The 25,644-nt window shown below is 45.4% G+C and carries 27 protein-coding genes; 19 read left to right on the forward strand and 8 right to left on the reverse strand.

Annotated features, from left to right (window positions below; all coding sequences use genetic code 11):
- Window positions 1-158: 158 nt before the first annotated feature.
- A complete protein-coding gene (locus G7035_RS12635; protein ID WP_016820289.1) occupies window positions 159-1,787 on the forward strand; it encodes an ABC-F family ATP-binding cassette domain-containing protein in 1,629 nt (542 codons plus the stop codon).
- 181 nt (window positions 1,788-1,968) lie between these two features.
- Here the strand turns inward: G7035_RS12635 and G7035_RS12640 are convergent, their stop codons facing one another.
- Window positions 1,969-2,154 (reverse strand): hypothetical protein, encoded by a 186-nt coding sequence (locus tag G7035_RS12640; RefSeq protein WP_016820288.1) that lies wholly within the window; start codon window positions 2,152-2,154, stop codon window positions 1,969-1,971.
- Window positions 2,155-2,628: 474 nt separating this feature from the next.
- On the opposite strand from G7035_RS12640, the gene G7035_RS12645 reads away from it, so the two are divergent.
- Both G7035_RS12645 and G7035_RS12650 read left to right on the forward strand, forming a co-directional pair.
- The gene (locus tag G7035_RS12645; protein ID WP_019688601.1) at window positions 2,629-3,498 is read left to right on the forward strand and encodes a cation diffusion facilitator family transporter; all 870 of its coding nucleotides are present in this window, start codon (window positions 2,629-2,631) and stop codon (window positions 3,496-3,498) included.
- A 188-nt stretch (window positions 3,499-3,686) separates the two neighbouring features.
- Window positions 3,687-4,877 carry a C40 family peptidase gene (locus G7035_RS12650; RefSeq protein ID WP_017425953.1) on the forward strand — a complete coding sequence of 397 codons (1,191 nt, stop codon included), beginning with the start codon at window positions 3,687-3,689 and terminating at the stop codon, window positions 4,875-4,877.
- A gap of 129 nt (window positions 4,878-5,006) precedes the next feature.
- Here the strand turns inward: G7035_RS12650 and G7035_RS12655 are convergent, their stop codons facing one another.
- Window positions 5,007-5,174, reverse strand: coding sequence for a DUF1328 domain-containing protein (locus G7035_RS12655; RefSeq protein ID WP_013373051.1), 168 nt, complete (start codon window positions 5,172-5,174; stop codon window positions 5,007-5,009).
- A 261-nt stretch (window positions 5,175-5,435) separates the two neighbouring features.
- Between G7035_RS12655 and G7035_RS12660 the strand changes: the two genes are divergently transcribed.
- The 11 genes from G7035_RS12660 to G7035_RS12710 all read left to right on the forward strand — a co-directional run bounded on the left by G7035_RS12660 (window position 5,436) and on the right by G7035_RS12710 (window position 17,479).
- A complete protein-coding gene (locus tag G7035_RS12660; RefSeq protein WP_016820285.1) occupies window positions 5,436-5,957 on the forward strand; it encodes a DUF948 domain-containing protein in 522 nt (173 codons plus the stop codon).
- Window positions 5,958-6,007: 50 nt separating this feature from the next.
- Entirely contained in the window at window positions 6,008-6,526 is a 519-nt protein-coding gene (locus G7035_RS12665) for a hypothetical protein (RefSeq protein ID WP_016820284.1), read from the forward strand.
- Between the two features lie 97 nt (window positions 6,527-6,623).
- A complete protein-coding gene (locus G7035_RS12670; protein ID WP_013373048.1) occupies window positions 6,624-6,965 on the forward strand; it encodes a YflT domain-containing protein in 342 nt (113 codons plus the stop codon).
- Window positions 6,966-7,199: 234 nt separating this feature from the next.
- Entirely contained in the window at window positions 7,200-8,381 is a 1,182-nt protein-coding gene (locus G7035_RS12675; protein ID WP_016820282.1) for a PP2C family protein-serine/threonine phosphatase, read from the forward strand.
- A complete protein-coding gene (locus G7035_RS12680) occupies window positions 8,365-12,081 on the forward strand; it encodes a response regulator (protein ID WP_017425951.1) in 3,717 nt (1,238 codons plus the stop codon). Before G7035_RS12675 ends, G7035_RS12680 begins: the two co-directional genes overlap by 17 nt.
- 80 nt (window positions 12,082-12,161) lie before the next feature.
- A complete protein-coding gene (locus tag G7035_RS12685; RefSeq protein ID WP_017425950.1) occupies window positions 12,162-13,031 on the forward strand; it encodes a CheR family methyltransferase in 870 nt (289 codons plus the stop codon).
- Between the two features lie 19 nt (window positions 13,032-13,050).
- Complete coding sequence (locus G7035_RS12690) at window positions 13,051-14,721, forward strand: response regulator (RefSeq protein WP_017425949.1); 1,671 nt, start codon at window positions 13,051-13,053, stop codon at window positions 14,719-14,721.
- Window positions 14,722-14,821: 100 nt separating this feature from the next.
- The gene (locus G7035_RS12695; protein ID WP_013373043.1) at window positions 14,822-15,160 is read left to right on the forward strand and encodes an STAS domain-containing protein; all 339 of its coding nucleotides are present in this window, start codon (window positions 14,822-14,824) and stop codon (window positions 15,158-15,160) included.
- A gap of 18 nt (window positions 15,161-15,178) precedes the next feature.
- Complete coding sequence (gene rsbW, locus G7035_RS12700) at window positions 15,179-15,631, forward strand: anti-sigma B factor RsbW (protein WP_019688600.1); 453 nt, start codon at window positions 15,179-15,181, stop codon at window positions 15,629-15,631.
- Window positions 15,628-16,401, forward strand: coding sequence for a sigma-70 family RNA polymerase sigma factor (locus tag G7035_RS12705; protein WP_013373041.1), 774 nt, complete (start codon window positions 15,628-15,630; stop codon window positions 16,399-16,401). The genes rsbW and G7035_RS12705 overlap by 4 nt, the downstream gene beginning before the upstream one ends.
- A 118-nt stretch (window positions 16,402-16,519) precedes the next feature.
- Window positions 16,520-17,479: a magnesium transporter CorA family protein gene (locus G7035_RS12710; RefSeq protein ID WP_016820277.1), complete on the forward strand. Its 960-nt coding sequence runs from the start codon at window positions 16,520-16,522 to the stop codon at window positions 17,477-17,479.
- A gap of 114 nt (window positions 17,480-17,593) precedes the next feature.
- Here the strand turns inward: G7035_RS12710 and G7035_RS12715 are convergent, their stop codons facing one another.
- The 4 genes from G7035_RS12715 to G7035_RS12730 form a co-directional block, all read right to left on the reverse strand.
- Window positions 17,594-18,064, reverse strand: a complete 471-nt coding sequence (locus G7035_RS12715; protein WP_019688599.1) for a DUF5665 domain-containing protein — start codon at window positions 18,062-18,064, stop codon at window positions 17,594-17,596.
- Window positions 18,065-18,159: 95 nt separating this feature from the next.
- Window positions 18,160-18,561: a YtxH domain-containing protein gene (locus G7035_RS12720; protein WP_016820275.1), complete on the reverse strand. Its 402-nt coding sequence runs from the start codon at window positions 18,559-18,561 to the stop codon at window positions 18,160-18,162.
- A gap of 42 nt (window positions 18,562-18,603) precedes the next feature.
- Window positions 18,604-18,861: a GlsB/YeaQ/YmgE family stress response membrane protein gene (locus G7035_RS12725; protein ID WP_016820274.1), complete on the reverse strand. Its 258-nt coding sequence runs from the start codon at window positions 18,859-18,861 to the stop codon at window positions 18,604-18,606.
- A gap of 139 nt (window positions 18,862-19,000) precedes the next feature.
- On the reverse strand, window positions 19,001-19,714 hold the full coding sequence (locus tag G7035_RS12730; protein ID WP_019688598.1) for a phosphatase PAP2 family protein: 714 nt from the start codon (window positions 19,712-19,714) through the stop codon (window positions 19,001-19,003).
- Window positions 19,715-19,945: 231 nt separating this feature from the next.
- On the opposite strand from G7035_RS12730, the gene G7035_RS12735 reads away from it, so the two are divergent.
- Window positions 19,946-20,665, forward strand: coding sequence for a pirin family protein (locus tag G7035_RS12735; protein WP_019688597.1), 720 nt, complete (start codon window positions 19,946-19,948; stop codon window positions 20,663-20,665).
- A 158-nt stretch (window positions 20,666-20,823) separates the two neighbouring features.
- Here G7035_RS12735 and G7035_RS12740 read toward each other — a convergent pair whose 3' ends face one another.
- On the reverse strand, window positions 20,824-21,051 hold the full coding sequence (locus tag G7035_RS12740) for a DUF1128 domain-containing protein (protein WP_013373034.1): 228 nt from the start codon (window positions 21,049-21,051) through the stop codon (window positions 20,824-20,826).
- A gap of 120 nt (window positions 21,052-21,171) precedes the next feature.
- On the opposite strand from G7035_RS12740, the gene yyaC reads away from it, so the two are divergent.
- Together yyaC and G7035_RS12750 are read left to right on the forward strand one after the other, a co-directional pair.
- On the forward strand, window positions 21,172-21,765 hold the full coding sequence (yyaC, locus tag G7035_RS12745; RefSeq protein WP_049789364.1) for a spore protease YyaC: 594 nt from the start codon (window positions 21,172-21,174) through the stop codon (window positions 21,763-21,765).
- 88 nt (window positions 21,766-21,853) lie between these two features.
- Complete coding sequence (locus G7035_RS12750; RefSeq protein ID WP_019688595.1) at window positions 21,854-22,648, forward strand: alpha/beta fold hydrolase; 795 nt, start codon at window positions 21,854-21,856, stop codon at window positions 22,646-22,648.
- A 99-nt stretch (window positions 22,649-22,747) separates the two neighbouring features.
- On the opposite strand, the gene G7035_RS12755 is transcribed toward G7035_RS12750, so the two are convergent.
- On the reverse strand, window positions 22,748-23,314 hold the full coding sequence (locus tag G7035_RS12755; RefSeq protein ID WP_016820269.1) for a pyridoxamine 5'-phosphate oxidase family protein: 567 nt from the start codon (window positions 23,312-23,314) through the stop codon (window positions 22,748-22,750).
- Window positions 23,315-23,710: 396 nt separating this feature from the next.
- Between G7035_RS12755 and G7035_RS12760 the strand changes: the two genes are divergently transcribed.
- Window positions 23,711-24,367 (forward strand): DUF6483 family protein, encoded by a 657-nt coding sequence (locus G7035_RS12760; RefSeq protein WP_019688594.1) that lies wholly within the window; start codon window positions 23,711-23,713, stop codon window positions 24,365-24,367.
- Window positions 24,354-25,568: a class I SAM-dependent methyltransferase gene (locus G7035_RS12765; RefSeq protein WP_019688593.1), complete on the forward strand. Its 1,215-nt coding sequence runs from the start codon at window positions 24,354-24,356 to the stop codon at window positions 25,566-25,568. Before G7035_RS12760 ends, G7035_RS12765 begins: the two co-directional genes overlap by 14 nt.
- Window positions 25,569-25,644 lie beyond the last annotated feature (76 nt).

A 25,644-nucleotide genomic window follows, 5' to 3' on the forward strand; every position in this document is an offset into this window, starting at 1 on the left:
ACAGAAGCATTTTTTTATTTTATTTATTAGATATTGGATGAGATTCAGGGGCAGTTCTGCTTAGACTACGGTTCGAATCCGATCTTTTGTGTGTTATACTATTGCCGTCGGTAATTTTGTGTTTAGCACTTTACTAATGATAAGGATGGTATGCTTATATGATCAGTACAAGCGGCGTAACGCTTCGTTATGGTAAACGCCCACTTTTTGAAGACGTAAATATCAAATTTACTCCTGGGAACTGCTATGGCCTGATTGGGGCGAATGGCGCGGGTAAATCCACCTTTTTGAAAATTCTTTCCGGTGAAATTGAAGCCAATTCAGGTGAGGTTCACATGACACCGGGCGAACGGATGGCTGTCCTCAAGCAGAACCATTATGAATACGATGAATTTCCGGTTCTGGAAACCGTTATTATGGGTCATACGCGTCTGTATGAAATCATGAAGGAAAAGGATGCACTGTACGCCAAAGCGGAGTTTTCCGAAGCAGACGGTTTACGTGCTGGTGAATTGGAAGGCGAATTTGCAGAGCTGAACGGTTGGGATGCCGAGCCGGATGCGGCTGCATTGTTGATCGGTCTGGGGATTCCGCGTGATCTGCATGACAAAAAAATGGCTGAAATGAGCGGCAACGACAAAGTGCGCGTTCTGTTGGCACAAGCGTTGTTTGGTCGTCCGAACAATTTGCTGCTTGATGAGCCTACCAACCATTTGGATCTCGAATCCATTCAGTGGCTGGAGAACTTCCTGATGGACTATGAAGGCACCGTCATCGTTGTATCCCATGACCGTCACTTCTTGAACAAGGTATGTACGCATATTGCGGATATTGATTTTGGTAAAATCCAGATGTATGTCGGCAACTATGACTTCTGGTACGAGTCCAGCCAGCTTGCACTTACACTGGCTCGCGATGCGAACAAGAAAAAGGAAGAAAAAATCAAAGAACTGCAAGCCTTTATTCAGCGCTTTTCTGCGAATGCTTCCAAGTCCAAACAAGCAACTTCGCGTAAAAAGCAACTGGATAAAATTACGCTGGACGACATCCGTCCATCGAACCGTAAATATCCGTTCATTAACTTCAAGCCTGAGCGTGAAGCGGGCAAACAATTGCTGACTGTAGATAGCCTCAGTAAAACCGTGGAAGGCGAGCAAGTGCTGAACGAGTTCAGTCTGGTCGTGAACAAAGGCGATAAAATTGCGTTTGTAGGTCCGAACGGTCTCCCTAAAACAACGCTCTTCCAGATCTTGATGAACGAACTGGAAGCGGATAATGGTGAATTTTCCTGGGGGATTACAACGAGCCAAGCGTATTTCCCGAAAGATAACTCCACTTATTTTGAAGGTGTGGATCTGAATCTGGTGGACTGGTTGCGTCAATATTCCAAGGATCAGGATGAAACGTTCCTGCGCGGCTTCTTGGGACGTATGCTTTTCTCAGGCGAAGAAGCGCTTAAGAAAGCAAGTGTGCTGTCCGGGGGAGAAAAGGTTCGCTGTATGCTGGCAAAAATGATGCTGAACGGTGCTAACGTACTGCTTCTGGAAGAACCGACCAACCACTTGGACTTGGAATCTATCACAGCGCTGAACAATGGTCTGATCGATTTTGACGGGACTATTTTGTTCACTTCTCATGACCATCAGTTCATTCAAACCATCGCGAATCGCATCGTGGAAATTACACCAAACGGCGTAATCGACCGTACGATGAGCTATGATGAATACTTGGAAAATGAAGAAATCGCTCAATTGCGTGAACGCATGTATCCGGTAGAAATCGGCTAACATCCGAACCGCTAATTTCAGCAAATAGATAAACGAAAGAGGAGCTCCATCAGGCAATTGCCTTGGCCGGGAGACTCCTCTTTTTTCGTTTTGTGCCATGACCCTTAGCTTACTTGGTTCCGAGAGTGAGTCAAGATAGATCCCGCCTGATCTCGGTACCCTATAAAGTCTATGGAGTGGCTTATGATCCGCCTGTACGACGGCGTTGGTTGTTCGGCTTCTTCGTATTTTGGCTTTTCAGTGTTTTGGTGGAACCGCCTTGAAAGCCGCCCTGCTGTGAAGCGCCGGACTGCTGTTTTTTTTGTGCCAGCTTTTCGCGAATGGCATCTGCGAGATTAATTTTACGTGGTTCCTTAGCATCGCTCATGAATAAATTCCTCCTGTTGCCGCCAGATTCATGTCAATCATGCTGGATTGAAGAAAAACGCGGCTGTGTCCTCATTTTATACGTTTTTAAAAGAAGGGACAAGGGCAACAATGATAACACATCGCTGGAGTGAGGCAAGAGGAGATATGTCTGTTTTTTGCATGAAGGAAAAATTGTTTTGTGTAACCTACAGGGATGGGGCCTGGCAATACTTTTTCATTGTTCCTACAGCGATGTAGAGTGGAAAGACTGTTTCTCTAGACCCACACAAAGTTCGTCTGTTATCCTAAAGATAACAGTTTTCCACAGGCGAATTGTTATTTTTAGGGCAGCTATGCTGCTTGTTTGAGGGGTAGTGTAAGGGCAGTTGTGCTGCTTGTTTGAGAGGGAGTGTAAGGGCAGCTATGCTGCTATTTTTATTTCTGGGCAGATCTTTACGCTGCGAACTATCTATTTGAAGGAGTGTCCTCCGTTGTGGTAAATGTCTATGATGAAATACGAAAAGGTGAGCGAGGGGCGTGGGTAAGCATTGCTGCTTATCTTTTGCTGTCCGCTTTTAAGCTGATTAGCGGATATATATTTGCCTCTAGCGCGTTGCTGGCCGATGGATTCAACAATGTCACCGATATTGTGGTGTCGATTGCTGTATTAATCGGTCTAAGAATCTCCCAGAAACCACCAGATTCCGACCATACCTATGGACATTTTCGGGCCGAAACGATCGCGGCGCTGCTGGCGTCCTTTATTATGGCTGTCGTTGGTTTGCAGGTGCTGATTGACGGAATCGGAAGCATTTTTAAGGGAGGAAAGCAAACACCGGATATTACCTCTGCGGGTGTGGCTGTGATTTGCGCAGTGATTATGTTCGGGGTGTACCTGTACAATAACAGGCTCGCTCGGCAAATCAACAACAAGGCGTTGCTGGCTGCGGCCAAGGATAATCTATCAGATGCACTCGTCAGTGTTGGAGCAGCAGTGGGCATTATTGGCGCACAGTTCGGGCTGCCGTGGTTGGATACTGTGGCGGCGATCGTGGTAGGATTCATTATTTGTAAAACGGCGTGGGAGATTTTTAGGGATTCCACACATAGCTTGACTGATGGATTTGATGAGCAAGAACTGTCCGACTTACGGAGTACGATTGCTCTTATACCTGGAGTAGAAGGAATTCGAGACGTTAAGGCACGGGTACACGGTAACCACGCACTGGTGGATGTGGTCATTGAGGTGAATCCGCAACTCAGTCTGATCGAAGGACATCGGATTAGCGACCGGATTGAGGAACGTCTACAAGAGGTTCATAATACAATGCACGTTCATGTCCATGTAGAACCTAAATTATAGATTAATTATTAAATAATTAGTATTAAAAGTGACTTTAGACCTATATCAAAAAAGGTGTACACGCTATCTTTTGTGACGTTTGGATTATATCTCTCTTCCTGCTGCTTTTACTATAATGAAGGCATGTCCGGCTATATTCGTCGGAATTATGCTCTTCAAATTCGTAAAAACAGCCAGGAGGTGCAACATTGAGAAGACGCGTGATGGGAATGCTCATGACGTCAGCCGCGCTGTTGGCAGCAATTCATGTGGCGCCGGGTCAGGTTGACGCAGCGGCATCGACTACAGCATCCACAGGACAGAAGGCGGTTATCCAGGCGGCTGTAAAGCTTAGATCTGGCCCTTCCACTACGGGCGATGTAGTCAGCTTTATGAAGCAGGGAGAGGCCGTAACGGTATTGGAGAAAACAAACAACTATTGGTATAAGGTCAAGACTTCTGATGGAGTAACCGGCTACACAAGCAGCTCTGACAAGTACATAAAAGTTGGCGCTACCAGCGTCGCTGCTGCTGTCACCCCGTCCGCCAGCCGTAAAACGGAAGCCTCAGAGTCAGCTAAAACTGTTTCAGCTTCAGTTAAAAATGTTTCAACTAAAGAGGCTCCGGCTTCAGTGAATAGTTCTGCCGGTCAAACGAAAGCTACGATTCAAACGTCCGTTCGTTTGCGGGCGGAGGCATCCACTTCTTCCGAGGTTCTGGGCTATATGAATACAGGGGATGTCGTTACGATTACCGATTCCAGTAACGCGTATTGGTTTAAGATCACCACTGCTGATGGTACAGTAGGCTATGTCAGCTCATCTCCACAATATATTCGTATTGGTGAGGGGGTTGTTGTGCAGCAGCCTGTGGCATCTTCGGCTGCACCCGCTTCAGATACTACTGCTCTACCTGCGGTAGCGTCTCCTGCTTCGACGGTTAGCTTGCTTTCTGGTGATGCAGCGGCCTCAATCGAACAGGTTATTGACACAGGTATGACTTACCTTGGAACACCTTATGAATATGGTTCTGATCGCAACAGTACGGCTACTTTTGATTGCTCGGCATTTACTCGCCAAATTTTCCGTCAGGCTGTAGGGATCCAGCTCCCGGCAGATTCTCGTTCACAGGGTGAGTGGATCAAGCAGAACAGTCAGCCGAATACAGATATGACTACACTGAAGCGTGGCGATCTGCTCTTTTTTACAAATTATAATGCATCTTCCGGGGCGTACACGTCCTTGGATAATTCCTCCCAAACGATTACGCATGTAGCTGTATACTTGGGAGACAACAAGCTTCTCCATACGTTTTCTGTAGCGGCCGGTGGTGTAAAAGTTACGGATTTCAGCAAGCCTTGGCAGGATCGTTTCCTGTTTGGGGGCAGCGTGATCCAATAAAAACGCCGTTCACTGTTAAAAGCTGCATCAAAAAAGGATGTTCCACATCTCTGTTGACCAGGGTGGGAACATCCTTTTTTGATAAGCATATGATACATATCACGTTTGGGTGTAGCTATCATCCAACGTCTATGAAGCTCGTTTTCTTCCGGTAAAAAGTGAAATAACGAATAAGACCAAAAATAGCACAAATAACATTTTGGCTATTGTAGCTGCTACGGAGACGACGATACCAAAAAAACCTAAAATCCCGGCGATCACAGCAAAAACTAAGAATAAAGCCGACCATTTCAGCATGTTCTGTATCCTCCTTTGATTGTATATAATGTGGCATACTCGCGCCCCGATAGAGCGTGGTAGCAGATGACGGTGACTTCTACAGATTAAGTGTGGCTGTGCCATCATTATACGTTGTTTTAAACGGTGCGAGGGCCCGTGAATCATAACCTTTGGAGCACAAGAAGATACCAGTCTGGACGTTGTTTCGTGTCCGAATGTAGAGGGTAACTATGCAGTAATCATAAACATCATCGTGAAAGACGAAAGAGAGGTTACGCTATGTTAACACAGGTAAGCATTTTTATTATTGCTATCGCATTTGCCGTACTCGTTATTTACCTTATTAAGACATTGAAAGCAGCTCAAGGTTCTCTAGATAAGGTAACTCAAACCTTGCAGGAAGTACAAAAGACAGTCGATGAACTAAGTTATGAAGTAAAACAAACGGTTCGACATGCAAATGACATCACCGCAGACGTTGATCATAAATTGAAGCAAGTGGAACCTGTGATGGAGTCGGTTAAAAACCTGGGGGAGGTACTCAGCGAAGTGACGCTGGCCGCCAAGCAGGCTTCAACAGCGTTAATGACACGCCTTCAGAAGTCACGTAGCACTGCGAGCAGCACTTCCGGAACGGAGAAGGCGATCAAGTCAACGGGATCGAACAGACCTTTGACTGCAACAGAGCGGACGGTTCAGAGCTACAATGCCACTTATGGGGAACCTGCGGGCAAGCCGGCTAAGAACTGGCTGGGTTATGTAGACATCGCTGCTGGGGTGTGGCAGAAAATGCGTCAGTAGTATAGTGCTGAACCGTAAACTATAGGAAATTCATTGAAAGGGTGAGAATTATGATGAAGACATTATTACTAGCCGCTGGTTTGCTCACTCCCTTTTCCGGACAGGATACGGTTCAGCAAACCGTCTCCCCGCAGACAGCGGGGCATATGGTAAGGGCTGTTCAGACGATAACTGATCCACATGCTGTGCCAACTGATTTTCATACCTTAAATGGCATATCTCTGGATGATACTCGTGCGGATGTATTGAAAAAACTGGGCAAGCCACTTCGAATTAAGAAGGATAAGCTGCTGCTTTCTACAGAATATCAATACCCGGATGTCACCGTAGGTATGCGTGAGGACGTCGTCTCCTATGTGCATGTAGATCCTGCTGCCGGTCGAATCAAAGTGAATGATAAGTGGCTGCCACTGCAACGGAAAACGCTGGATCAGGAGCTAGGCGGCTCGCAATTTACGGCAGAAGACGGAGAGGTGTATGTGCGCGGGCAGCGGGCGATCAAAGTATTTACGGATAAGACGTCTGACAAGCCAAAGTATGTTGAGTTTTTTGATGAAACGGAGTGGTAATCGATTTTTTTCGAGGCGTGACATCATATGGAAGTTTCAAATGGATGAATGAAGTGTAATAGTCAGAGAAGTCAATCCTTAAAGGAGCGTGAGAAACATGAATCAGACCAATCATAAATCTTATGCCAAGGTGGTAGAGAACGGTGTACAAGCCGTTGAAGCTGTGAATGAGTTGCGTAACACGGGCTATCGTTATGAGGATGTGTTCGTGCTCGCTCATGATCAGGATCGGACGGATCGTATCGCAGATACGGTAGCTGCCAAGGAAATCGGGATTAAAGAAGAGGGCGTTTTTGACTCCTTAGCGAATTTGTTCCGTTCTCGTGGCGATGAGCTTCGTGCTAAAATCACTTCCTTAGGTTTTACCGATACGGAAGCAGATTTTTATGAAAAAGAATTGGATCAGGGTAAAGTGCTGGTTATTGCGAAAAAAGCGTGATTTTCCAGCTCATCATAGGATTAAGCAAACTTAGATTTGAAAAAGAGGATGTTGGCCGCAGCCCAAGTGTTTCGCGTGTCCTCCAAAAACATAGATAAGGAATGGGGTTTTAGCCTCATTCCTTATCTATGTTTTTGGAATGCCTGCTTACGGAAACGCTATTTCTAATTAACAAGGGTGTTGCCCCATAAGCAGGTATAGTATAATACATGGGTTACAGATAAGGAGAGAGCAATGAGAATTCTAATTGTTGATGATAATCCAACGAATGTCATTATTATTCGTGAAATACTAAAAAAAGAAAATTATCGCGATGTGATCTCTGCCAGCTCGGCCGCAGAAATGCTGGAACATTTGGGAATCGGCGACCGTACCATTAGTCTTCGCCCCCGTCCTTCGGATATTGATTTGGTGCTGCTCGATATGATGATGCCTGAAATGGATGGCATTGAAGCTTGCAGTATTGTACAGGAATATGAACATTTAAAAGATATTCCGATTATTATGGTCACCGCTGTAGGCGATTCTAAAAAATTGGCCGAAGCTCTGGATGTGGGAGCCGTTGATTATGTCACAAAGCCGATCAACAAGGTAGAGCTAATGGCGCGAATTCGATCTGCCTTGCGTCTTAAACAGGAAAAAGACTGGCATAAGGACCGGGATCAGCGAATTCAGGATGAATTGAAACTGGCTGCGATGGTGCAGCAGGCGGTGCTGAGTCCTGCCATTCAGGACCCTATGCTGCAAGCGAATGCACTGTACCAGCCTTCCTTTGAACTGGCGGGAGATTTATATTCATGGTATCCGCTAGGAGAAGGGAGATATGCCATCATTTTGCTCGATATGATGGGCCATGGCATTTCTTCTTCTTTGTTTTGCATGTTCATTGCGTCTGTACTCAAGGATACGGTGACCACGTATGTGGAGCCGGAGAAGGTCATACAAGAGCTGAATCGTCGTTTTAATCAACTGGACCTGGGCAAGCAGCTGGTACAGTATTATTTTACGGCGATTTATATGGTGATTGATACTCGTTCACGGCGAATTGACTATGTAAATGCAGGGCATCCTCCCGGCTTGCTGTTCAATCAGGACGGTAGCATAACCAAATTAGACCGTGCGTGTAGTCCGGTCGGATTGTTTGATAAAATTGATGCAGAGATGCACACGATTTATTACGAAGGAACTGGGCATATCGCTTTGTATACAGATGGCTTGCTGGAGACGGTAGAAGGTGAATATGAGGAACAATTGGAGTATCTGACTGCCTGTCTGCGCAAGTATGAGGAATGGAATGAAGAAGCGATGCTGGATGCGTTTTTTCGTAACGAGGGGCCGCAGGATCGCGATGATGATAAGTGCCTGATCTGGATTTCATTGAAAGAGGGAGAGAGCTTGCATGAAAATCAGAAATAAACTGCTGATTGGCTTTGGATCGCTTATGGCGATCCTCCTTGTGCTGACGCTAATCAGCTATGACCGGATGGGGAGCTTGAATGAACAGCTGAACCAGGTTTACCAAGAACGATATGTGAAGGTCCGCAAAACAACGGCTATACGCGGACAGGTGAACGATATGGCTAAAGTCATGGCCAATCTGATCTTGAATCCAGGCTCCTCTGTCAGCGAGGCCAAGCGCGAGATGGATGATATTTCTGCTACTGGAACAAAAGTGCTGGCTAGTCTGCAAACGGATTCCGGTACGAGTGAAGAGCAACAGCAGATTGACCGGGTGGCTGTCGCCTGGAAAGATTATCTAAACTATGAAGAGAGACTCGTTTCCTTATTGGAGCAAGATCGTATTGAGGAAGCTAATGCTTTCCGTAATAGCACGGGTCTGCCTGCTCAAGAGGAGGCAATGGACAGCATTAATACCCTAGCTGTTTTCCAAGACCGGGAAATTGATAACGATATGAAGCAGGCCAATCAGGCTTATGAGGAATCTGTGCAGATTACCACAATCCTGATGGCGGCCGGTCTGATGATGGGCTTACTGGTTATTTTGTGGGTGCTTCCTAGCATTGCCAAAGGTCTAAATACCGTTAACCTCATGATGAACGGTTTTGGCAAGGGAAAGTACAGGGCTATCAGCCGGATGAGTGTGGCCTCCAAAGATGAAATCGGAGAGGTTGCTCGTGTGTTTCAACAATTGGCTGGAGACCTGGATGAAAAAAGGAAATTCGAGCATTCCGTCCTTCAAACGCAGAAGGACCAAACTTGGCTTAATGCCAATACTGCTCGATTGACTGAGCTGTTTCGCGGTGTGAATTCACTGGAGCAGGTTGCTCAGATGTTCATTAGTGAGTTTACACCCATTTTGGGGGGCAGCTATGGAGCCATCTACCTGCAAGGAAAAGAGGTAGAAGACAATCGATTCAAGTTATACGGCTCCTATGCAAAGGTGACTGGCGAAGGCTCGATCAGAGACGCTATCCAGGTGGGCGAAGGTTTGCTTGGACAGTGTGTTCTGGATCGTAAGCCAATCTTGATCACAGAGGCACCTGAAGGATACTTGTCCATTGGCTCCGCCTTAGGAGAAAGTAAGCCAGTTGGAATTATGATTTTCCCTATTATGTTCGATGATGAATGCATTGGTGCCGTGGAAATAGCGTCACTGGACCGCTTCAGTGATCTGGAAACGAAGCTGTTTGCTCAGTTAGTGGAGAGTTTGGGAATCATTTTGAACAATATCAAGGGACGGATGCGGGTTGAGCAACTGTTGCGCGAATCACAAGCACTTACCGAGGAATTGCAATGCCAGTCCGAAGAGTTGCAAACTCAGCAAGAAGAGCTCAAGCGTTCTAACGAGAATTTGGAGCAGCAAACAGAGGAGCTTAAGCGTTCCGAGGAATTATTACAGCGTCAACAGGAAGAATTGGAGCATTTTAATACTGAACTGATTGCTAAAACGAGAGCACTGGAAGAACAGGTTCGAGAAGTGGAAGAAAAGAACGATGAGATCGAACGTGCACGAGCCCAGTTGGAGCAACAGGCGATGCAGCTTGGGATCACAAGCAAATACAAATCCGAGTTTTTGGCCAATATGTCGCATGAATTGCGTACTCCGCTAAATAGCTTGCTTATTCTTTCTCAGCTGCTGTCTGAGAACAAGGAAGGCAATCTCAAGCCCAAACAAGTTGAATATGCACAAACCATTTATATGTCGGGCGCGGATTTGTTGAAAATGATTGATGAAATTCTGGATTTATCCAAAGTGGATGCTGGAAAAATGGATATTAACCATGAAACGGTCCATTTGAAGGAACTGGAGCTGTTTGTAGAACAGAATTTTGCTCCAGTCGCAGCCAAACGAGAGCTTCAACTGCATACCGAAATCGAAGAGAATTTGCCAGATGCTATTATAAGTGACGGTTATCGTCTCAAACAAATTTTACGTAACTTACTGTCCAATGCGTTCAAGTTCACCACGGAAGGTTCTATAAGTTTCAAGGTATCTCGGGCAAATGGAGAGCAGCTTCCGGGTATGCTAAATCCACGAAAATCCTATCTGGCTCTATCTGTACGTGATACGGGCATCGGGATTGCTTCGGATAAGACAGATCTGATCTTCGAAGCCTTCCAGCAGGTAGACGGTACGACTAGCCGAAAATACGGGGGAACAGGGCTAGGGCTGTCGATCAGTCGTGAGCTTTCCAAATTGTTGGGCGGTGCCATTACGGTGGAATCCGAGCAGGGGCAGGGCAGTTGCTTCACACTGTATTTGCCGGAACAAACGCCTACGGAAAAGAATATGGATTCTCATTCGAGAGAGGCGCTTGACAGTACAGATGTACTTCCGGATTATGAGGGTGTCGCTGCTTCAGCGGAAGCAGATCTTCCAATGATTATGCCTGCTGAACGCTTACCTGTGTATCAGATGCCTGTGAAGAGCGGAGTAGAGGACATACATCCGGGTGATGACCGAAACGAGATTACCCCGCAGGATAAAGTGCTGCTGATTATTGAGGATGATATTAATTTTGCGAATATTTTGTACGACATGGCCCGTAGTCGTGGCTTTAAGGCGTTGATTGCTCTCAAAGGAGACGATGGGCTGAACATGGCTCATTCTTATTTGCCAGACGCTATTATATTAGATATTCAGTTACCTGTGATGGATGGCTGGTCCATTTTGGGCGAGCTGAAAGGAAACTCATCGACACGTCATATTCCAGTACATGTGATTTCGGTCATTGATGATGTGAAGCAGGGCTTGATGATGGGCGCGATTGCCTATCTCAAAAAGCCTTCTTCAAAGGAAAGTCTGGATAAGGCATTTTCACATATAAAATCTTATACGGACCAAATGGTAAAACGCCTCCTTGTGGTCGAGGATGACGATAACCAGCGCAAGTCCATTATTGAGCTCATTGACCATGATGATGTGGCCATTACGGCGGTATCGACAGGTAAAGAAGCACTAAACGAGCTGGCCACCCAGCGGTATGACTGCATGGTACTGGATCTGATGCTGAGTGACATGACAGGCTTTGAATTGCTCGACCGCATTCGGGAAAATGAGCAGCTCACCGATCTGCCGATCATTATTTATACAGGCAAAGATCTGGATAGTAAGGAAGAAACACAACTTCGAAAATATGCAGAGTCCATTATTATTAAGGATGTCAAATCGCCGGAACGACTTTTGGATGAGACTACGTTGTTCCTGCATCGGGTGGAGGCAAATCTTCCTGAGGACAAACGTAAAATTTTGCAGAAGCTTTATAACAAGGAAGAGCTGTTTGAAGGCAAAAAAATATTGTTGGTAGACGATGATATTCGTAATGTATTTGCTCTGTCCAGTGTGCTGGAAAGCTATCGTATGGAGGTTACCTTTGCAGAAAATGGAAGGGAAGCTCTGGAAATGCTCGAACAGACGCCTGATTTTGATCTGGTGCTGATGGATATGATGATGCCGGAAATGGATGGATATGAAGCAATGCGACGGATTCGATTAATGCCGCAATTCGAGAAGTTGCCTATTATTGCCCTGACAGCCAAGGCGATGAAGGATGATCGTTCCAAGTGTATTGAGGCAGGCGCTTCCGATTATGTAAAAAAACCGATTCAAACCGAACAGCTTTTATCATTAATGCGGGTGTGGTTGTATTCGTAATCCAAAAAAATGGGTAATATAAATTGACACTTGATTGAGAGCGGTACAGGCAAAACCTATTTAGGAATTGGAGAGAGATTATGACATCGAAGGATATGGCGGATAATGCTGCTAATGAAGTGAAATCGAATGACAATGAGCGGGAAATGATTGAGATTGAGCTGTTGCTGGAAGGTATACATCGGCTGTACGGCTACGATTTTCGCAACTACGCTCTGCCATCGATCAAGCGGCGTATTTATTATCATGCGCAGTCCGAGAACGTAAGCACGATATCAGGACTTCAGGAGAAGGTGCTGCATGATCGCAGCGCCTTTGATAGACTGGTACAGAGTCTTTCCATTCCGGTGACCGAGATGTTTCGCGACCCGGAGCTGTTTTTAATTTTCAGGCAAAAAATCATTCCTATTTTACGGACGTATCCGTATATCCGAATATGGCATGCAGGTTGCTCCACAGGTGAGGAAGTGTATTCTATGGCAATCATGCTGCATGAGGAAGGCTTATATGACAAGGCCCGTATTTATGCGACGGATATGAATAACCTGTCTTTACAACAAGCGAAGGAAGGCGTATATGGGATTGACCGAATGAAGCTGTATACCAAAAATTATTTGGAATCTGGGGGCACACAATCGTTCTCTGAATATTATACAGCCAAGTATGATTCGGTAATGTTTCATCCCTTTTTACGAAAAAATATCATTTTTGCTGAGCACAATTTAGCGACAGACCGGTCATTTAACGAGTTCAATGTTATTTTTTGCCGGAATGTTATGATTTATTTTAACGATGAACTTCGCAACCATGTACATGGGTTGTTTTATGATAGCTTGAGTCATTTTGGTGTGTTGGTGCTTGGGGCCAAGGAATCCATACATTTCACCGATTATAGTGATTCCTACGAGCCGCTGGACCGGGTAGAGAAAATATACCGGAAGATTAAATAGAGATGCTTAGGAGGATTCCATGGGGCTTCATGAACCGATTCATATATTGCTGGTAGATGATAGACCTGAGAACCTGCTCGCTCTTGAGGCAGTGCTGGAGAGTGAACAATATAATCTGGTAAAGGCCACATCTGGGGAAGAAGCGTTGCGATGTCTGTTAAAAGATGAATTTGCACTCGTAGTCCTTGATGTGCAAATGCCGGGTATGGATGGAATTGAGACCGCAAAGTTAATCAAGGCCAGAGAGAAGACGAAGGATATTCCGATTATCTTTATTTCAGCTAACAGCAAGGAAGCGGAGCATTTGTTTGCCGGATATTCAGCGGGCGGTATTGATTATATGGTGAAGCCGTTCATCCCTCAAATTCTCAAGTCCAAAATTGAAGGCTTCGTACAAATGTATCTGACAAACAAGCGTTTGAAAACACAGTCCATGCTGCTGCACCAGAAGACGCAGGAGCTGGAAAAGATGAACAGCGAACTGATAGCCGCCAAGGAGGCGGCAGAGATTGCTGCCAATGCCAAAACCGAATTTTTGGCAATGATGAGCCATGAGATTCGCACACCTATGAACGGTGTCATTGGTATGATTGATCTGCTGATGGAGACAGAGCTGCAAAACGATCAACAGGAATATGCCGATATCATCCGCCGCAGTGCAGACGCGCTGGTCGCGGTCATTAATGATATTCTGGACTTTACCAAGCTGGAGTCAGGCAAGATGGAGGTTGAGGAATATCCATTTGATTTGGTTTCCTGTATCAAGGAAGTTTTCAGCCTGTTTACGGTAGAGGTGAACCGCAAGAATTTGGAGCTGGTTTATTTTCTCGATGAACAGTTGCCTCCCGTGTTATATGGAGATATGGGCAGATTGCGTCAAGTACTGATTAACTTGGTGTCCAATGCCGTCAAATTTACAGACCAGGGCGGGGTATATGTCTTCGCATCGGTTAAAGAGCGTAGCGACAATGGGCTTACGGTTGAGTTTTCTGTAAAGGATACAGGGATTGGTATTGATCCTGCCAAGGTTGGAAGGCTTTTTCACCCTTTTTCCCAACTGGATTCTTCAATGACACGCAAATATGGTGGGACAGGTTTAGGACTCGCTATTTGCAAAACCTTAGTGAATATGATGGGCGGAGATATCCGTGTGGATACGAGTGGAGAACAGGGTGTGGCGTTTCATTTTACAATGAAGCTTGGCTTTGCCAAGGAAAATGAACTGGAGGGGGAGTCCAGCCATGATTGGGAAATCCCACAACAGGAGCCCCCAACCCGTAGACCTGTACTGGTTGTGGATGACCATCCCATCAACCAGAAGCTAATGGTCAATATACTGGATAAGCTTGGTTTGGCTTCAGACGTGGCAGCAGATGGGCAACAGGCGCTTGATATGGTCACTGCGAATCAGGATTACGACTATATCTTTATGGACTTGCAGATGCCTGTAATGGACGGCCTGGAGTGTACGGGTAGAGTACGTGAACAGTTGGCGGGGAGATCTCAACCTGCGATTATCGCTATGACGGCTAACGTCATGGAGGGAATTCAGCCCCGATGTATTGAGGCTGGAATGAACGATTACATTAGTAAGCCCGTTAAAATCAGCAGTGTAAAACAGGCGTTGCTCCGGCATTCTCCAGACCATTTTCCAATGCAGCCAGGTAAAGATCGAATCAATGAAGCTTAGCTGGTGTTATTTGACAGGTGTATAAAAAGTTATAACGTGATTCAAACGCTCGTATATTGGGTTAGTATGTAGGGAAATCTTTTTTTGGGAGAGTAGGCCTATGAATACAAATAAAAATGAGAAGTTCAATGCGATCACAGAAACAGCTGATGGTGTAAATACCGTTTATCTGAGTGGAGAATTAGACCTTTCGGTAGCACCTGATTTCCGTCTGGTCATGGAGCCTTTAGTGGGGGAATCCAGCCAGGATTTGATTGTTAACTTGAGAGACCTTAAATACATTGACAGCACAGGCATTGGTATTTTGCTATCCATTTTAAAAGCAAGGCATGGGATGGAGTCCCGGTTTACGGTTCAAGAGGTACCGCCTCAGATTCAAAAACTGTTTGATATGACCGGTATTGCCAAATTCTTTGCCCCCCAGGAGAATTCCCAATAGGAAAGGAAAGAAAAAGAAATGAATGCTCAAATTCAAAAAGTAGTTCTTAATTTGCCGGCCACAGCTGACTTTGTTGATATTGTAAGATTAAATTTATATGGTATTGCCGCTAAAATGGGATTCTCTTATGAGGATATCGAAGACATGAAAGTGGCTGTATCGGAAGCCTGTAATAACTCTGTCCTTTATGCATATGGTCATCAGGGAGGAGTCGTGGAAGTAACATTCGAATTTGACGAAGCTTCGTTGTCCATTCGTGTCAAAGATGAAGGGGAGAGCTTTGAACGTGTGGAGGACCCGTCTCGTATCGCATCCTTGCATGACAAGGAGTTAAATGATGCGCAAATTGGCGGATTAGGCTTTTATCTCATGCAGGCGCTTATGGACGATGTTCAAATCTTGAATGAGACAGGAAAAGGTACCGAAGTGGTGTTGGTAAAGCGTCTGACCAGAAGTGAGGAAAGAGTATGAATGAAAAGGTAACTCCCCCGGAGTCGATGGATGAAGCCGTTGGTCTAATCTGGGAGTACCAGCAAACCAAAGATAACGAAATTGCTACCGTGCTGATCCGCAAGTATGAGCCTATGGTCAAGATGGCTGCCGGGAAGATATCCCGTAACCGCCCGGACTTATACGAGGATTTATATCAGACCGGTCAGATGGCTTTGATACGTCTGCTCCAGCAATACGATATCAGCTTGGGTATCCCATTTGAGCCGTACGCTATGAAAAGTATGCTGGGACATATGAAGAATTATTTACGCGATAAATCCTGGTACATACAGGTCCCTCGCCGTATCAAGGAAAAGGGAGCGCTTGTTCAACATGCGATTGATGAGCTGACCGTCAAATTAGAACGCTCACCCAATGTGAACGAGATTGCGGAGTATTTGGACCTTACCGTTGAGGAAACGATCGAGGTGCTTGCAGGTCGCGAATGCTACCACTATGTTTCACTGGACTCGCCATTATCCCAGGAAGAGAGTGCAGCTACGTTAGGTGAGCTTATTAGCTCAGATGCTAACGATTTTGACACGGTGGAAAAACGGATGGATCTTCAGCAGGCCTTAAGCCAACTGAAAGAGCAGGAACAGAAAGTGCTTCTTCTGGCATTTCAGGATGGTCAATCTCAACGTGCGATTGCGCAGACGTTGGGCGTATCGCAGATGAGCGTTTCCCGTATTCAGAAGCGGGCAACAGAAAAGTTGAAGCAGATTATGTCTAATTCCTCTATTTCATGACAAGATCGCTGAATTCATGGCTTATAATATTTGACGTCCCATCGTAAGGACACGTTATTCCAATTAGGGAAGCGTGTCCTTTTTATAAAGCGGAAAAAACAAAGAAAGGATGGAATCCATGACAGCATTTGAACAGATTTCTACCTTTCGTGGAGGATGGGAATGGTGGGACATCTGTGCTGCGGACTGGCAGGATTCGGTCATACAGCACTTGAAGGAGAAGCTCCCAGAGGCCGCAGAGTGGCTGGATAAGGTAGAGGACATTCCATCCAGCTTTATTTCTGTACGCTTTCCAGATGGTAATCAGCCGTTGATGTGCGGATCGTTGATCTACTCCGTTCAAGAGGAGATCGACAGTCAGCGCAATTGCAACAAGTTTTATTTTCTAGTTCTAAACCAGAAGCTAGTGACCTTAAATTTGGACCAAAATACCCGCGAAATTATGCATACCCCAGAACGCCAAACCATGCTGCAACAGTGTGAGGATGCGGCTGATGGCATGTTCGTATTGGCGAGAGCTGTGCTTCATTATTTTCATACGGGAATGGATAAGTTTGAGATCAACCTGAGAAGACTGGAAGAGGACATGGAGAAAAGGAACGCACGTACGCTGATGGATTCTATATTGAATGCGCGTTTCGAGCTGTTGTATTGGAGCAATATGTTCATCCCTTTTTCAGAGCTGGTCACGGCTTCCCGCGAAGCCTATCTGGATAAGCTGGAGGAAAATCGCTTTTTTAAGCAGTTACTGTACCGTGTCACTCGGATGGAGGGACTATTCCGCCATTATGAGAAGGAAATCGACACACTAATCTCCATTGATGACGCCATTTCCGCATTTAGGGGCAATGAGATTACGAAGACACTCACGATCGTGACCGCTGTATTTACGCCGGCCACTGTAGTAGGCGCTATCTGGGGCATGAACTTTGAAAATCTGCCTTGGATCAAAACAGGCTGGGGTTTTACCTTCGTGATTATGGCTACTCTGTTAAGTATGGCGGGGATGTACGGCTGGCTGATGATGAAGGGATGGACAGGAGATTTATTAAAAACAAACAAGCGTAACAAATTGTAGCGGCTGCTTACGGCAGTTACAATGTGCATTCAAAAAACGATCCATCACAACCGGGGGCATTTTAGGAGCTCATTACCGGTTCGATGGATCGTTTTTATATGAGATAGAAGACAATCACTTAGTACCTTGGCTCATTTTGATATATCCTAACAACTCGGCGATAAAATCTCCGATGACTGGAAGATTTAACTGCACCAGGAAGCTAAGCAACCAAGCGAGTAAGGCGAGTACGACCACTGTACCCAGTGTAAGGCCAAGACCCCTTGAAATCCCAGCCGTCAGATTACTAATAATTCTTCTTTTCGTACTGGAGTAGTTCTCTATAATATCTTTGAATTCTGCTTTTTCTAATGTATCTGCGATTTGATCTAGACGTTTGTTAAGCCGCTTGACCTCATGGCGTAGCTCAAAAGGATGTTCATCCACATCAAAATCTCTTTCAGGATCATGCTTTTTAACATGAGTAGGTGAGGTCTGCTTGGATGAAACCTCGTCTGGTTGATCTTGTGTCTGTAGGGGGTGAAAGGTTCTCTTGTTGTTCCGAGCAAGATCATCTCCATAGGAGCTTGGTTTGTTCATTGTCATCCCAGCCTTTCTATCATTTAAAAACAGCCAGCTTCTTGCATGCTGGCTGTTCAGTGTTTGGAGCTCATTTTGGTTGTGATCGGAACGTATTCGTATTAGGAATTTGCATTTAATTGCTTCTGAGTGTCCTTGGCTGCCTGAGCAGTTGCATCCATAACTTCTTTATCTGCTTTAGCCGCTTCATTAGCAACATCAGCAGAGGCTTTAGTTACGCTGGATACGATGTTGTCTTTGCTCTCGGCCACCGTTTTGGCTACATCTGCTGTTTTGGTAGAAACGGTTTTGGCCAAATCCGTCGCTTTACTGCTGACTACGGATGCAACATCCTTGGTTTTGTCGGAGACAACAGTCATTTTTTCGGACAGATCGCTACGCAAATCACGGCCTGGCTTTGGAGCGAACAGCAGGGCTGCCGCAGCACCAATCAAACCTCCAATGAATAAACCCTTTGCAAAACCTGAAGTGCTTGCCATATTTTGATTGTCAATGTTACTCATGATATATCACTCCTTTTATAGAATAAAAAATATATATAAATGTTAGGTAGCCCTTCTTAATAGCCTGGACACAAGTCCGAGCAAGAACACGAACAATGCGGTTCCAAGTATGGCTGGAATGACTGCAAAATCTCCGATGACTGGACCCCAGTCTCCTAGAATCATGGCACCGAGCCAAGCTCCTACAAAGCCAGCAATCATAGAGCCTGCAATGCCGCCAGGCATTTCATGACCAGCCAGTGCATCGCCAATCAATCCGATAATAATAGCCATTACAATACTTAGGACAATTCCCCACACAAGGATCGCCTCCTTTATCCTGAGTTCACACAACGATAATGTTTTTGATGAATGCTGAGCTTTCGTTATTTCTTCGCCTTGCTTACTTCGTATATAAACGTTGTGACCCTGAGTGAAACAAAAAACCATCTTAAAGCGCTTATGGTCGGGGAGGAAATGAAGGGAAGGAACGCCACAGACGCGCTCGCCAATAGACCACGGGAACGGTAAATACCAGCCAGATCATACCTGCAATATAGCCACCTACAATGTCGGTAGGAAAATGAACTCCTAAATATACACGGCTGAGGCCAATCAAGATAATGAGCAATGCACCAAGAACACACGGAAGGAAGAATGTACGCTTATGAACCTTTCGTTCTATAGCCCAAATGGCAAATATCATTCCGTAAAATCCCATGGAAATCATCGCATGACCGCTGGGAAAACTGTAACCTCCTGCTTCAACCAAATGTTGAAGAGACGGACGTTCCCGTTGTAAAAATTCTTTTATGATCGTATTTAGCACCCACATCGCCGTAAAGCTGCTTAGGATGGCAAAGGAATACGCTTTTGAGCGGAGATAGACCCAGCACAAGATTGCGGTACCGATTGCTATCAGTAATGATATGCGGAATGAGCCTAACGATGTAATGAAGATGGCGACGGGTAGCAGTTGGTAATGAGTAGCAGCTGTGTCTGGAAAAACAATATCTTGAATGCGCTCATCCCAATATAGAAAAGGAGCTGTGCCAATCCATCTTACTGAATAGGCAATGAGAAGTAAGACAGCGATCATGATCATAGATGCGGATAGACTGCGACGCAAATAGCTTGGTAAGAATCGGAATCGTTGAGGTTCATGGGATAGCATATGTAGTAAATCGCCTCCTTATGGCTGTGATAGATTGATTTTGTGTACTATTAACTTAACGAAAAATGAACTGGAGAGCAAAATCAGACAGAGACAATAGGCTGATTGACGCATATAAGTGCGGGGTAAAGGGATCGTATTACAGCGTTTGTAATGCCAGGGCCGGAAGTGGATTAGGAATCACGAAGTAAGGGCTGCTTTACGGAACTGAAATCCATGGAGGTGTTAAGGATGATTAAAATAGTGACATCAGCAGAGAGACATACCTCAAATAAAGGATGGATTCATAGTGAGTTTAGCTTTTCGTTTGCAGATTATGAAGATCCGAGCAATGCCCATTTTGGATGTATGCTGGCCCATAATGATAATGAGCTTAAACCGCAGCAAGGGTTCAAAAGACATCCGCATCATGATTTGGAAATCGTTACCTATGTAATTGAAGGTCTTCTGCATCATAGCGACAGCTTGGGCCACGAACAGGATCTGAAAAGCGGCTCGATCCAGGTTATGAGTGCAGGCACCGGGATTGAACATGAGGAGCGAAATCCTGGGGATGAAAAACCGGTTCGCTTTTTGCAAATGTGGTTTCTACCTGAGAGTCCTGGCCTTCAGCCTTCTTATCAGGTACAAAGATTCAAGCATAGTGAACGCCTAAATCGACTTCAGCCTGTAGTGTCTGGTTCAGAGGTGGAGGGAGCGCTATCCATTGCACAGGATATAAATCTGTATCTGAGTAGATTGGAAAAGGGACAGCAGCTTGAATATCCGCAGCAAGAAGAGCGCCGTACTCACATTTATATCATTAGCGGTCATGTCGAAGTTACGTGTCAGGATGGGGAATTTCAGTTAAGACCTGGTGATGCCGCGCGAATTCAAAAAAGCTGTACATTAAAGATACTAGCTACAGGGAATGAGGAAATATCTGAACTGGTATTAGTAGATTTGCCTTGAAGTGTCCATGGGTAAAGGAAGAAGTGTATGAAAATACGTATATACATCGAAAAAATAAAGCTCGTATCCCTTGTGCGTCTGTTAAGACGACTGGAGATACGAGCTTTATTTATGGTGACAAACTTAAAATAGCCAAGCTGTCTGTCCTACAAGCTGGTTTAGGAGGACTTACGCAATCTACCCAGTTCGGAGACAATGGCTTCAACCTCTGAAATGCTGAGGTTAGGCTTGCTGATCACCATATCGTAGACATCATGGATGTCCTCGTATTGCTCTAGCGAGAAAGCGGAAGCCTGCATAGCAGCACCACTCGCCATACGAAGCTTGGTTTTAATGCCCTCAATCATATACTCAATGTTGGCATGAGACGGTACAGACAAATCCATCGTTAATGTTCCATCCTTTCATAACAGGGGAAGTTGCCTGTATTGTATCATGTTTTTGTTGTAGAATGTACTGATAGCCAGATTACCGATATACAACTGAATGAAGGAGGATGGACAAAGTTGTCTTTGTATAATCGAGCTTCTACATCCGGTCGCTCACCCTTAGAACCTACTAATGTAGAGAAAACAGATCGCGACGGACTCGCACCGTTTTTCCGAGAAATTCAACATCAGCATGCTATGGATAAGTTGACTTTTGTATGTATCGGTACAGATCGCTCGTCGGGTGACTCACTCGGGCCACTGGTAGGCACCATGCTCAAGGAGCAAGGCTTTCCGAATGTGATTGGCACAATGACGGAGCCTTGTGATGCGGATCATCTGGTTTCATACTTGGAGCGTATTCCCCAAGATCATCATGTGATCGCCATAGATGCTTGTCTTGGACAGCATGGCTCAACGGGAATGTTCCTTGTTGCCCGCGAACCGCTAACCCCTGCGCGATCGGTTGGTCTGTCTCTGCCGTCTGTCGGGCATTATAGCGTTGCAGCGATTGTGAATGAGCGCAGTGCCAAACCGTACTGGACACTCCAGATGACGTCGCTTCACCTGGTCATGACGATGGCTGCATATATTGCAGATGCAGCGGCTTGTGAATTTGGCTTTAAAACAGCTTCGCAAGATTTTCCAGCGGGTTACCGTTTCAGATATTGATGGTCTGCTTAATAATATACATCAGCACGTTCTACTTACTAATATATTCAGAACGAATAGATTATATACAGAGAAAGAAGGGTTCCACATGGAAAAGGTATTATGCGAAGGAACGACGATTTGCTATGCCGAACAAGGAAAAGGAGATCCGATCATTCTATTGCACGGATTTTGCGGAAGCTCCTCCTATTGGGATGAGGTTGTTCCCTTGCTATCCCCAAGCTATCGTTGTATTGTTCCAGACTTGCGTGGACACGGACGCAGCGATGCTCCACTCGGAGCCTATACGATTGATCAAATGGCAGACGATGTGCTTAAACTTCAGGAACAATTGGACATTCCTCAGGCTGCATGGTTTGGTCACTCCCTAGGAGGCTACTTGGCCCTTTCCGCGGCCCAGAGACATGCAGAGCGTCTTACGGCCTTTGGATTGATTCATTCGACGGCTTATGCAGATACGGACGAAGGTAAAGAAAAGCGGAACAAGGCTGTATCCACCATTCAAACGGAAGGAATTACAACCTTTGTAGATGGACTCGTACCGGGGTTGTTTGCTCCTGAACATGTGGAGTCGATGCCAAACCAACTACTCAAAGTCAAAGAAATTGGCTACAAAACACCTCCACAAGGAGCCGTAGGAGCATCACTGGCTATGCGCGAGCGCCGGGACCGTCGGGATGTGCTGTCGGCTTCTGCATTGCCAGCTCTTTTAGTAGCAGGCGAGCAGGATCAGGCGGTTCCTCCAGCACGGACGTTTACAACAGATCGGGCCGGAGTAACTCAGGTTACCCTACCGCAGTCTGGACATATGAGCTTGTTCGAAGCACCACAGTTATTAGCGAATGCCATCTTGTCATTTTTGGACCAGAACTTGAAAAAGTAGAGTAGGGTAAGTCTAAAAACCGGAACCTCTGATGTGGTAACAGAAGAGATCCGGTTTTTTGCTGACTTGTTGCTTCATATCGGTTGATGTGTAAAATGCCTAAGTCATATTGTTTTTGTTCAAGGCAAACGCTGTCGGCAAACCGTCAATACTTTCTAAATTTTTTTCGTATGCATACTTTTTAAGTGCTTCTTCGCCCATCTGAATCGCTACGTCCTTCAGCTTTTCCCGTTCGCTCGTGTAAGTCATGAAGGGAACTGCAAAACCACATGAATGTTGCACCATATGAACATCTACAACAATGATTTGTCTTGCTCCAGGCAGTGGATTGAAGAGAGGATACAGCTCATTCCAACGCTTTGTGTTGGGCAGCACGACTGTGCCAGTACCAAAGAGCCTTAATACACAGGGCTCGCCTTCAAATGCACAGAACATGATGGTTACCCGTCCGTTCTCTATAATGTGTGCGCTTGTCTCGTTGCCACTTCCCGACAAGTCGAGATAGGCTACCTTATGATCTGACAATATACGAAAAGAATTATATCCCTTGGGGGAAATATTCACATGCCCCGTCTCAGATACAGGTGCTGATCCTACAAAGAAAATATGCTGCCGCTGTATGAACTCCTTATATTCCGGTAGTATCGAACTAAATTGTTTTCCCATACTTCAACATCCTTCCTGTAATTAATGCGCAATTTTGTTTCTTGAGAAAATAAATATTATATTTTATTTTTGTGATTTAATGCATTAAAACGATTATTTTTGTTTCTTATGAAACAAAAATAACATGAGGCTAACGGAGAATCAATATTAAATTTTCGAATACTTGTATTTGAAGTTGATTACATGACCGGCTACAAAACATTGTGCTACCCAAATGTTACGTGTCATACGTGATTTTCTGAGTGCCGGATCATTGATGCTATAAATGATTTGTAATTGTACTAAATAGAATTACGCCATGATGGCGGCATTTGGCTTTTAGACAAGGATGTCTTACAATCAGAAGGGACAGGGTTGCTGGTTCTCTAGGCATCAGGATGAAAGGAAGGGAACGGCTTGCTTAGAAAAGATTATTTGCTTAGTATGATGGAAGAATTGACATCAGCAGTAGCATCAGTGCTCGGTCTGAGGCGTGAAAATAAACACGTCGAAGCGCTAAAACAGCTAGATGACCTACTCAACAAGCAGTTTCGCCTTCGTTCAGATTTGCTCAGACGATTGCCGCCAGAACAAATTATTGAGCTTTTCCGAATGGGCCCTGGGATGGAAGCGGATGAGCTTCAGCAAGTGGCTCGCATTCTGGAAGAAGAAGCTGTTATATACATGGAGACCAGCAGAATAGACGAGGGCATACGAATTTTAATGAAATCTCTTCATTTATATTTGTACAGCGATCTGAATGGCGCAAATCGTGATCTACAGGTCCTGCCTGAACGAATAGCGTGTATCGTACAACTGGTTCATGAATATGAGCTTTCTCCTGAAACCAGCAAGCTACTGGCTGTTCATTATGAGCGGGAAAACAGACTGGACCAGGCCGCCGATGTCTGGTTTGGATTGGCATGGGAGCAGCCAGAGCTGGGATCGGAAGCAGAGGCATTTTACAGTCAGTTACTGGATAAGGCCGATGCAGAGCTAGAGCGGGGTGGAATTTCACGCCGGGAAATCATCGAGGGTTTGTCCGAGATCACCCAATTACATGAAAGAAAGTGAGATGTACCTTTTGGATTCACTGCGCGAACTTGTATACCAATTGACCACGGGAGGCTCCCTCATAACAGCAACGCTGAGTCAGCTGCGCAAACGTGAGGATGCTTCTTTTACTAAAGTGCAAATCAAACCTGTGGAATTGAAAAACAAACTGCATTACCAGTTTGCCTTTCATTACAGCAACAAAGTCATTCATGAAAATCTGACCCCTGATGAAGCTAATGAGCGCATGACTGCCTTGTTTGAGGACACATTCCGCCAAGGACTTCTATGTGCCAAGGATGCAGACTATCAGGTGCTGATCAGTAAAAAATATAAAGTATCCATTCTGACAAAGTCACCGAGCAAAAGTAAAGCCGATTTGTCTCATAATCGTAAAAAGCAATATGTGCTTGAGGAAGGAGAACGTATTCCTTTCCTGATTGAGCTGGGGATTATGAATGAGGACGGTAAGGTACTGGCCCGCAAATACGATAAATTCCGTCAAATCAACCGTTTTCTCGAAATGGTGCAGGATGTATTGCCCAGCCTTCCGGTAGGCCGTCCATTGACGATTGTGGATTTTGGCTGTGGCAAGTCTTATTTGACCTTTGCCTTGTATCACTATTTGGCGGTACAGCAAAAACGACCTTTGCAGATTGTCGGTTTGGACTTAAAGGCAGATGTTATTGAAACCTGTAATGTTCTGGCGCAAAAGCTGCAATATCGACAGTTGGAGTTTCTGGTCGGAGATATCGCAGACTACAATGAATTGGAGCAGGTGGATATGGTCGTTACCTTGCATGCATGCGATACAGCAACAGATGCAGCGCTGGAAAAGGCTGTCCGCTGGGGAGCGTCTGTCATTTTATCAGTTCCGTGCTGCCAGCATGAGCTGTTTAGCCAACTGGAAAACCCGGTCTTGGAGCCTTTGCTCTCCCATGGCATTTTAAAGGAGCGTTTTTCTGCACTGGCAACGGATGGAATCCGGGCCAAGCTGCTGGATATGATGGGATATCGGACACAGCTCTTGGAATTTATCGACATGGAGCATACCCCAAAAAATATTCTGATTCGTGCTGTCAAAGGCCAAGCGGGAGAACGGTCCGTTCTGTGGCGTGAGTACACAGCATTTCGGGATTTTATACATGCTGATCCTTATTTGGAACGTGCTTGTGCGGATTTGCTTCCCGAAGGAGCGGGGCAGAAGCAGACACACAGCTAAGAATATAGTGAAAGTGGAGCCACTGCGGGGTGGCTCCACTTTTTTGTAAATTACAGTTCATGGTTGCTATACGCAA

Origin of the sequence: Paenibacillus polymyxa (genome assembly GCF_015710975.1) — a bacterium.
Classification (GTDB): Bacteria; Bacillota; Bacilli; order Paenibacillales; family Paenibacillaceae; genus Paenibacillus; species Paenibacillus polymyxa.